Annotated in this window: 12 protein-coding genes; 6 read left to right on the forward strand and 6 right to left on the reverse strand. The window is 35.1% G+C overall.

What is annotated here, in order from left to right:
• A partial coding sequence (locus tag M0Q17_RS09190) for a diguanylate cyclase (RefSeq protein ID WP_295086158.1) occupies nt 1-964 on the reverse strand: 964 nt, incomplete at its 3' end.
• Nucleotides 965-1058: 94 nt separating this feature from the next.
• On the opposite strand from M0Q17_RS09190, the gene M0Q17_RS09195 reads away from it, so the two are divergent.
• The 6 genes from M0Q17_RS09195 (at nt 1059) to M0Q17_RS09220 (ending at nt 6145) form a co-directional block, all read left to right on the forward strand.
• Nucleotides 1059-1877, forward strand: a complete 819-nt coding sequence (locus M0Q17_RS09195) for a thiamine-phosphate kinase (RefSeq protein ID WP_295086161.1) — start codon at nt 1059-1061, stop codon at nt 1875-1877.
• Between the two features lie 17 nt (nt 1878-1894).
• Nucleotides 1895-2971 (forward strand): tRNA pseudouridine(13) synthase TruD, encoded by a 1077-nt coding sequence (truD, locus tag M0Q17_RS09200; RefSeq protein WP_295086162.1) that lies wholly within the window; start codon nt 1895-1897, stop codon nt 2969-2971.
• Entirely contained in the window at nt 2964-3788 is an 825-nt protein-coding gene (locus tag M0Q17_RS09205; RefSeq protein WP_295086164.1) for a phosphatidylserine decarboxylase, read from the forward strand. The genes truD and M0Q17_RS09205 overlap by 8 nt, the downstream gene beginning before the upstream one ends.
• 88 nt (nt 3789-3876) lie before the next feature.
• Nucleotides 3877-4239 (forward strand): response regulator, encoded by a 363-nt coding sequence (locus tag M0Q17_RS09210; RefSeq protein ID WP_295086166.1) that lies wholly within the window; start codon nt 3877-3879, stop codon nt 4237-4239.
• Nucleotides 4236-4865 carry a chemotaxis protein CheC gene (locus tag M0Q17_RS09215; protein ID WP_295086168.1) on the forward strand — a complete coding sequence of 210 codons (630 nt, stop codon included), beginning with the start codon at nt 4236-4238 and terminating at the stop codon, nt 4863-4865. The genes M0Q17_RS09210 and M0Q17_RS09215 overlap by 4 nt, the downstream gene beginning before the upstream one ends.
• Nucleotides 4862-6145 (forward strand): sensor domain-containing diguanylate cyclase, encoded by a 1284-nt coding sequence (locus M0Q17_RS09220; RefSeq protein WP_295086169.1) that lies wholly within the window; start codon nt 4862-4864, stop codon nt 6143-6145. Before M0Q17_RS09215 ends, M0Q17_RS09220 begins: the two co-directional genes overlap by 4 nt.
• Nucleotides 6146-6181: 36 nt before the next feature.
• On the opposite strand, the gene ychF is transcribed toward M0Q17_RS09220, so the two are convergent.
• From ychF to M0Q17_RS09245, 5 genes are all read right to left on the reverse strand, one after another.
• Complete coding sequence (ychF, locus tag M0Q17_RS09225; RefSeq protein ID WP_295086171.1) at nt 6182-7282, reverse strand: redox-regulated ATPase YchF; 1101 nt, start codon at nt 7280-7282, stop codon at nt 6182-6184.
• A 118-nt stretch (nt 7283-7400) separates the two neighbouring features.
• A complete protein-coding gene (locus M0Q17_RS09230; protein WP_295086173.1) occupies nt 7401-8117 on the reverse strand; it encodes an MOSC domain-containing protein in 717 nt (238 codons plus the stop codon).
• Nucleotides 8118-8131: 14 nt separating this feature from the next.
• A complete protein-coding gene (gene tmk, locus M0Q17_RS09235; protein ID WP_295086175.1) occupies nt 8132-8704 on the reverse strand; it encodes a dTMP kinase in 573 nt (190 codons plus the stop codon).
• The gene (gene coaD, locus M0Q17_RS09240; RefSeq protein WP_295086177.1) at nt 8689-9180 is read right to left on the reverse strand and encodes a pantetheine-phosphate adenylyltransferase; all 492 of its coding nucleotides are present in this window, start codon (nt 9178-9180) and stop codon (nt 8689-8691) included. Before coaD ends, tmk begins: the two co-directional genes overlap by 16 nt.
• On the reverse strand, nt 9180-9567 hold a 388-nt coding region (locus M0Q17_RS09245; RefSeq protein WP_295086179.1), incomplete at its 5' end, for a UbiX family flavin prenyltransferase. The genes coaD and M0Q17_RS09245, both read right to left, overlap by 1 nt.

Consider the following 9567-nt stretch of genomic DNA (forward strand, 5'->3'; position numbering starts at 1 on the left):
TGCTTTGTCTTGATAAAATAACGCTAAACTGGTTGTAGTCGGTTCTTGCAATCACATCCGCAGACTGCTCATGAAGAGAGATTGTAAATGCGACTTTTTTAAGTATGGTTTGCGCTAATTCTTGAGAGTAAACTCTGTTTGTTTTTGAAAAATTATCAATTTCAAAAACTGTTACGGAGGTATAGTTTTTCTCCTTGAGATTTTTTTTATTTGCATAAGAACTTATCATTCCTTTTATGTTGCAAATACCTGTTAAGGGGTCAATCATTGCAGGATTTTCAGAAATATCAGGTTTTTTTTTCATTCTAATTGAGATAGCGCCGGCTTCTTGTGAAAATACCTCATACTCTTTTGCATCTACATTGTGTAAGAACTCTATGTCTTTATATATGGCACCGAGTCTTTTTTTGAACCATAATGCCGCAAAAAGAACTATGATGAAAATTAAATAGGTTATATTTTTGTAAATTTTGAGCTTCTCTTGATTGTATGAAATCGTTTTAATTATTATCGCGTCAATCTGCTCAAGCAAAGATTCAAAAGCTTTTTGAAATAAATCCTTTTTTTCTTGATTGGTGCTATTTTCTATTGTGTAGTATTCAAGGGCAACCGCACTAAACTCTTCTGTCAAGGAGCTTAATTTGTCTAAGTCTGCAAGATACTCTTTAGAGTTTAAAAGCATTCCTCTCTCTATATAGCTGTATTTATATTGATTGCGAAGCTTATCGATATTATTAAGAAGTTGGGTACTTTTTCCTTTTAATTGAATAAGCGCCAACTCTAAATTTTCATCAGGAGATGTTAAAAGGGAATGAATTATCTGTTTTTGATTGCTTAAGCTCTCTATTTTTGAGTATGAATTTAAATGCTCAATCATAGCTAATACTCCAAGGAGTGCCAGAATCACTACTAACATAAGAAAGTAAGAAAGATTTTGAAATATTTTCTTTATAGAGTGTTTCATATAAGGGTTTCCTATATAGATAGATGATATAATAATGCACTATTTTATCACAAATTGACTTTAATAGTAACTCAAGGTATTTTAAGAAGATTTTTTGAATTTAGAAAATTATTTTATATCTCAGTTTAAAAATGCCCATATCGGTGATGACGGGGCTTTTATAGACGATACTGTTTACTCAAAAGACGCTTTTTTTGAAGGTGTTCACTTTAAAAAAGAGTGGATGAGCTACTATCAAATTGCGAGCAAGGCAATGAGTGCTAATATCTCAGATGCAATAGCCATGAATGCAAAGCCGAAGTATGCACTGCTTAGTGTTGCCATGCCCTCTTACATGAGTATGGCGCAGATGCGAGAGTTGGCATCAGGATTTAAAGAGACGGCTGCTAGATATGGGGTAGAGATTATAGGCGGTGACACGATTGGTAATACTAAATTAGATATTACCATTACTATCATCTCAAAAACCGACAAACCTTTAACGAGAAAAGGTCTTAAAAAAGGGCACTTAGTAGCGTATAGCGGGGAGCTTGGAAGAAGTGCAAAAGATTTAAAAACATTACTTAATCTCGGCAAGATTCATAAACGCTCAAAGTTTGTAGATATAAAACTAAGAGGTAAATTTGTCTCCAAATGTTCCCGTTATTTAAGCTGCGGCATGGATATTTCGGACGGTCTTTTTAGTGATTTGGGAAAACTCTCATCGGCGAATAGATTAGGATTTAATTTTTATAGACATCTCTCAAAAAGAGTCGGTTGCAGCGGGGAAGAGTATGAGATGCTTTTTGGTTTTGACAAAAGAGATAGAAAATGTATCTTAAGAGTGGCAAAATTGTGTAGAACACCGATAACTATTGTGGCACAAAGTGCTAGAAAAAATTACAAAAACAGATGCAAAGCGCATCATTTTTAAAAAATATTAGGATTATTATGGATAGATTTTATTCGCTTTCACATTCAAGCATAGATTTTCATTTTAGGCAGACTCCAAGGGATTTCGTAGTAGAAGAGATACCGCTCTATGAGTTTTGTGCGCAAGGGGAGCATCTGATTTTGTTTGTTAGAAAAAAAGGATTATCTACGCTTGAGCTTGTCTCTATTATTGCCAAATATTTGGGGATTCAAAACAAAGAGATAGGTTATGCAGGCTTAAAAGATAAACACGCTATGACAAAACAGTATATTTCGCTGCATAAAAAGTATGAAGAAAAAATGAATGATTTCAATCATGAAGATATTAAAATCATATCAAAAACATACCATAACAACAAGATTAGAATAGGGCACCTTAACGGAAATAGATTTTATATAAAGTTAAAAAAAGTCAATCCTACTTCGGCTAAAAAGATAGACGAAGCTCTGAAAAATATAGCAAAATTCGGTATGCCGAATTTCTTTGGCTATCAACGTTTTGGAACCGACGGCAACAACCACATAGACGGCGAAAAAATCGCTAAAGGCGAAAAAAAAGAGCGCAATCCTAAGATAAAAAAACTTCTTATAAGTGCATATCAGAGTCATCTTTTTAATCTATGGCTAAGCAGAAGACTTGAGATAAGCACTCTGGTTGAAAACTTTCAGACAAAAGAGCTAGAATCTCTGCTTAATATGCCAAATGATGAGTTGAGTAAAATGAAAGCGCAAACGCATCCGTTTAAGCTTATAAGCGGAGATATTATGGAGCACTATCCATTTGGCAGACTTTTTGACTTTGAGGGGGACGAAAACGACCTCAATAGATTTAATGAAAAAGATATTTCTGCTACAGGACTTCTCTGCGGTAAAAAGGTAAAAGTAGCTTCGGGAAATGCTAGAGTTATCGAAAAAGAGTTTGATGATGAGATAAATGCCGATGGTGCTAGAAGATACGCTTGGGTTTATCCGCAAGGTGTTGAGGGAAGATACAAAAATGAAGAGGCTCAGTATGAACTTAACTTTACGCTTCCAAAAGGCTCTTATGCTACGGTTTTAATAGAAGAAATCGCAAAGAGGAAAATCCATGAATAAACATATAACATCGGCAATATCGCAAACTTTTGGAAAGTTTGCGAACAAAGAGTTTGCAAAACCGATTCAAAATTTTATAAACAGCTCTTACGTGAAAATAATGGGCTTAAATATGAACGAGTTTCATGCTCCTCAAACGTACCATAGCCTAAATGCACTCTTTACAAGAAAACTAAGAGAGGATAGGGCATATTCGCTTGATAGTAAGGATTTTATATCTCCATGCGACTCTTTTATAACTGAGTGCGGGGTAATAGACAATCAGCAAGCACTTCAGATAAAAGGAATGAGCTACAATTTTGATGAACTCTTAGGGGAGCACTTTAGCAAAGAGGAGAGAGAGATAGTTACAAATGGAGCTTTTATAAACTTCTACCTCTCTCCAAAAGATTATCATCGCTACCATATACCGACAAACTTAAGAGTGCTCAAAGCTGCTCACATTCCGGGCAAATTTTATCCCGTAAATATCCCCTCGCTTAAAAAAAGAGTAAATCTTTTTATAGAAAACGAGAGAGTGGTGTTGCTGTGCGAGACAACGGCTAAAAAGAGATTTTATATAGTGCTTGTAAGTGCGCTCAATGTTGGAGTCATGCAAGTCTCCTTTGATACAACAATAAAAACAAATGCCGATGCGCTTAGTAGCGGCGTATATACTTATGAGAATTTATATCTCAACAAAGGCGATGATTTTGGATGTTTTGAGATGGGATCGACTATAGTTGTTTTAGCTGAAAAAGATATGCTTGAGATGCAAGTAAGGGCAGGAGAACATGTTAAATATGGCGATACGATTGCGGAGTTAAAATCAAATTAATTGCTAATAATAGATGTTAATGGTATCAATTAATTTAAATTAGCATATAATTACTAAATATGAAAGATAAGAGAATAAAGGGTATTTATTGAAAGTTTTGATTGTAGATGACTCAAAAATTGCTAGAATGGGTGTTATAAAAAGCCTTAAAGAAATTCAGCCTGAAGCTGAGTTATTTCAGGCGACAAATGGTTTAGAAGCTGTAGAACTTTTTAAAAAAGAGAAACCTGACGTTGTTTTTTTAGACCTTACGATGCCTGTTATGGATGGCTATGAAGCTCTTAAGAAGATTATCGAGATAGATAAAGAGGCTCAGGTTATCGTTGTAAGTGCAGATATTCAAAGTGAAGCAAAACACAGAGTGTTAGTTGCAGGTGCTAAAAATATGTATCCAAAACCTATAAACAAAGAGATAATGACACATATTTTTGAACAAGACTTACTGCTATGAACAAAAAGATATTAAACTTGAAATTTACCGAAGATCAAATTGATGCATTAAGAGAGTTTATGAATGTATCTATTGGTGCCGCTACTGCAAGTTTAGCCAATCTCTTAGACGCTTTTGGGACTATGCACATTCCTGAAATAGAAATTTGTAACAGCAGTGAGTTGGCAGGCAAGATTGAATCAACTATTGATTTAAAGTCGATGTACTATACGACAAAACAACTTTTTACCGGAAAATTCGGCGGGGAGTGCATGTTTGTAATAAGTGAGGATTCTGCTAAAAATTTAGGAAGACATCTTTATAATGTAACTATTCCCTCAGGCGATGAAATCAAAGATGCTGTCATGGAACTATCCAATATACTTACTTCAACCATTGTAAGCAGGCTCACACAAGAGTTAAATGTGCAGGTACAATTTTTTGTTCCCTCTTCGCAGTTTATAGATGCAAACTCTATTATACATGATGAAGATGTTGTGGAATATTCTAAAATTATTATAATAAGCACTATTTTAGATTTTCAAGATCAGCAAATTAAAGGCAATATCTATATTCTTACAAAAGATGAAGCGATAGAGAGTTTAAAGATACTTATAGATAAAAAAATTGAAGAGATTTATGGATGATTGAAATTAAATATCCCGATGTGCTGCTAGACTCTCTTGAAAATGGTCATATGATCTTAGATGACAACTTTATAGTGAGCTACTGGAATAGATGGCTGGCTATAAATACACAAATTTCCAAAGATGAGATAATAGGCAAAAAACTCGATACGTTTTATCCTGATATAAACTATAAAGTTCTTTACAGAAAGATAATCACTGCACTTACAATTGGCACACCTACTTTTTATGATGCAGACAGCAATGCAAAATTTATTACAATCAATCGAAATAAGGTAACGACTTCCTCGCTTAAGCTGATGCAGCAACAAGTTACAATCTCTCCATATATAGCTTATGAGAATAAGGTTATGATCTCTATTTATGATATTAGCGAGCTCTTTGAAGCAAAACTTATGATAAAAAAAGAGATAAAGAAAGTCCACAAACTCAACAACAAACTAGAGGCTGAAAAAGAGATAATCGATAAAAACATTATGCTTATGAGAACATCTGCAGATGGAACAATTATTGATATAAGTACATTTTTCTCTCAATTTTTTGAATTTGATAAAAAAGATTTTTTGGGTAAAAATGTATCTATCTTTAAGTTAGCGGACGAATCAGATGCTATATATAAAGAGTTATGGAAAACCATTAGAGACAAAAAATCGTGGAGCGGGGAGTTAAAATACAAAACTTTCAATGGCAAAGAAAAATGGGTTCAATCTAGAGTGATGCCTATTTTAGACTCAGACGGGGAGTTGTTTGAGTTTAGCGCTGTCTATCATGATATAACAAATGAAAAACTTCTCGCCGAGCTTTATATAACAGACCCTCTTACAAAACTTTACAACCGTGTTCATTTTGATGAGATTATTAGTTTTATCGTAGAGCATCAAAGAAAGTCGGATATTGATTTTGCTTTAGTTATTGTTGATATTGATCATTTTAAATCCATAAACGATACCTACGGCCATCAAGTCGGAGATGAAGCTCTTGTATCTGTAGCCAAAACCCTTAAAAATTCACTTAGAGAGAATGACCTGATAGCAAGATGGGGCGGTGAAGAGTTTGTTATCATGCTTAAAAACGTGACATTAAATGAAGCAAAGGCTATTGTAGAGAAAGTAAGAGCTAATGTGGAGAAAAATAGGATTACAGATTCCATAAGCGTTACCGCCTCTTTTGGTCTTACTAAGTACATCAAGGGTGAAAGTGCCAAAGAGATATTTAAAAGAGTAGATAGCGCTCTTTATGAAGCAAAAAGAGGCGGTAGAAATAGAGTCGTCGTAAAATAGCAGACTCTTTTTAGTGCTGCTATAAAACTTTAATCTCTATACGTTAAATCTAAAGTGCATAATATCGCCGTCTTGAACGATATACTCTTTACCTTCGAGGCGCATTTTTCCTGCATCTTTCGCTTTTGCTTCCCCACCACATGCTATAAAATCGGCATAAGAGATAACTTCTGCACGAATAAAACCTTTTTCAAAGTCATTATGAATAACAGCGGCAGCTTTTGGTGCTGTCGTATCTTTTCTAATTGTCCACGCACGAACCTCTTTTACACCCGCCGTAAAATAGCTCATAAGTCCAAGTTTGTCAAATCCTTTTTGGATAATTTGGTTTAATCCTGATTCTAGTACGCCAAGAGAGCTTAAAAACTCCTCTGCTTCATCCTCTTCAAGACCGATTAGCTCCTCTTCAATTTTTGCACAAAGTTTTATAAGTTCACAGTTGTTTTTTGCCGCATGTTCTTTAAGGTCTAAAACATATTTACTATCTTCAAGCAAGCCGTCTTCATCAACATTTGCACCATACATAATCTCTTTGCCAGTTAAGAGTCTTACTTCATGATTGAGTTGTTTGTACTCATCACTGTCTGCTTTTGGGAAGTTTTTAGCAAGGTTTCCATCAGCTAAAAACTCTAAAAGTTCTTCCGCTAAAGCTAAAAGTGCAGCTGCATTCTTTTCAGTTTTAGCTTGTTTTTTAAGTCTATCTGCTCTATTTTGTAAAACCTCGATATCGGCTAAAATAAGCTCTCCCTCAATAATCTCAACATCTCGAAGCGGGTGGATATTTCCTTCTGTATGAACGATGTTATCATCTTCAAAACATCTCACAATATGTAAAATAACTTCAGTCTCACGAATGTTTGCTAGAAATTTATTTCCTAAACCTTCGCCTTTACTTGCACCTTTAACTAAGCCTGCAATATCGACAAAATCAAGAGTAGAATACTGAATTCTCTCAGGCTTGACTATTTTTGCAAGTTCTTGTAGTCTTATATCAGGAACAGGAACTACTGCTTTGTTTGGCTCTATTGTGCAAAATGGATAGTTTGCTGCTTCTGCGTTTTGTGCTTTTGTAAGTGCATTAAAAGTTGTTGATTTTCCTACGTTTGGAAGTCCTACAAGACCGATACTTAAACCCATAATTTACCTTTTTGTTATTAAATAATTTTCGTTATATTAGCAGAAGGTTACTTAGTATAGGGATAAACTAAAAGTCTCTTTTAGTAAATTAAATTAGATGTTGATATTTTTATATTTTTTATGTCTGCGCATCAGGCTCTTTATGATACAAAAAAGGCTCATTTTTGGGATCTTTTAGCTTAGCTCTTTGCTCTAAGGAGTTTTTAAACTGCCTACCTAAAGCATCACATGCTAAAGCTTTTTTAGTCAGCTGTCCATCAGATAGCGGATCTACTATAATCTGGTTCAAAACCTCAATTGTTAGCTCAGCATAAGCTCTTTTTAGCAAAAATATCTCATCGTTTTGTGAAATAGTTCCATCTTCTATAACTCTTGCGTACCAACCAGTAAGCCCGTTATTGTAAATTATGCTTGTCATGTTTTTTGTTTTTGTGTTGGCTGAGAGCTTCCAACATGGCTGTCTTGGCTGAGAGACCTCTATGGTTGCATCTCCTATCTTTAAAACATCCCCAACACATACATCTGCTTCGCTAATACCTTCTACTACTAGATTTTCTCCATAGTGAGCCATGGTGTCATAAGTAAAATCGTTGTTGCTTAACTCATTTAGCTTATTGTATGTGTTAGTTGAGAAAAGTAAAACGGCTTTTGTCTCTCCGCCATGATGAAGTAAGTCTGATTGTTCATCTTCTTTAAATCCATTTTTTTCTATATAAGCAGACTTCTGTGGATATTTTTTTATGCCAGAGAGAAACTCTTTTTTGCTTCCTAACTTCTTGTTGATTGTAACTTTGCCAACTTTTACAAAGAGCACTTTTGCTATAATTTTAGTCATTACTATTCCTAAATTTATTTCATATTGTTTAATATTTCTTGCGTTATATCATCTATACTTTTTGTAGCATCAATTGTTATAAGCTCAAGATTTAGGAGCTTTGCGGCTTCTATAATCGCTTCTTGTATGCCAAGAAGATACTCTTCTCCTCTTAGCTCAATTCCATCAAGCTCTTTTTGTGAGAGTCTAAACTTTAGCTCCTCTTTTGTAAGCTTTAAGAGAAATATTTTTGCGGGATATATACCGCCTGTTGCAAAATTATTAAGCCAAACAAGCTCTTTTTTTTCTATCTCTCCCTGCACAAGAGCGTAAGCCACACCGCTTATGGCACTTCTATCGGAGATGACTAATTTGTCTTGATTTGGCTCGATAACCTCCTTTATATGCTCGGCACGGTCAGCCAAAAATAGCAAAAACTCGGCTTTTTTACTCTTTGTCTTTGCGCTTAAAACTATCTCTCTTATCTTTTTGCCAACCTCGGTTGCACCCGGCTCTTTTGTAATGATGGCATCCGTAAAATGCTCTCTTAGTTTCTCTATCTGCGTGCTTTTTCCAGCTGTATCGATTCCCTCTATTGCAATGTACATGATTTCATATTTCCTATAATTTTTTGAACCTCTTTTGGGACAAGATGCTCTGTTTTTGCGTTGAACTTTAGGAGATTTCTAACAATAGATGAACTTATAAACGCATGTTGGAGTTTTGGCATAAGATAAACAGTCTCGATAGTATCATCAAGCGAGTTGTTTAGATATCCAAGTTGAAGTTCATACTCAAAATCGCTAACAGCACGTAAGCCGCGAATCAAAACAGTGGCATTATGAGCACGTGCAAGCTCAACGGTTAAGTTATCAAAACCGACAACTATTACATTTGGCATATCTTTTACCGACTTTTTAACCATATTTATACGCTCATCAAGTGTAAACATCGGTTTTTTGTCATGCGAAATGGCAACTGCAATAATGAGTTTGTCAAAAAGTACCAGAGTTCTCTCTATAATATCAAAATGACCGTTTGTAATTGGGTCGAAAGTCCCCGGATAGATTGCTATTTTTTTCACTACTGCCACCTTTTATAAAGTGTGTTTTGTATATCTAGAAGATCAAACCACTTTCCTATAAGAAAATCTTCCATCTCCTCTAGTGTTTGTTGCTTTGAATAATACGCCATAATAGGAGGGGCTATAATAATCCCCAGAGTTGCTAGTTTATGCATGTTCTCCAAAGCAATTGCCGAAAAGGGCATCTCTCTAGGAGCTAAAATAAGCTTTTTATGCTCTTTTATCATAACACTTGCGCATCTTGTTACCAAGTTGTCTGCAATGCCGCATGCTATTTTTGCAAGTGTGTTCATGCTGCAAGGTGCGATAATCATGGCATCCACTCCATATGAACCAGATGCAATGCTCGCAGAAATGTCACTGTTGTCATGCAAGGTCACACCCATC

This window comes from Sulfurimonas sp. (assembly GCF_023229105.1).
Classification (GTDB): domain Bacteria; phylum Campylobacterota; class Campylobacteria; order Campylobacterales; family Sulfurimonadaceae; genus Sulfurimonas.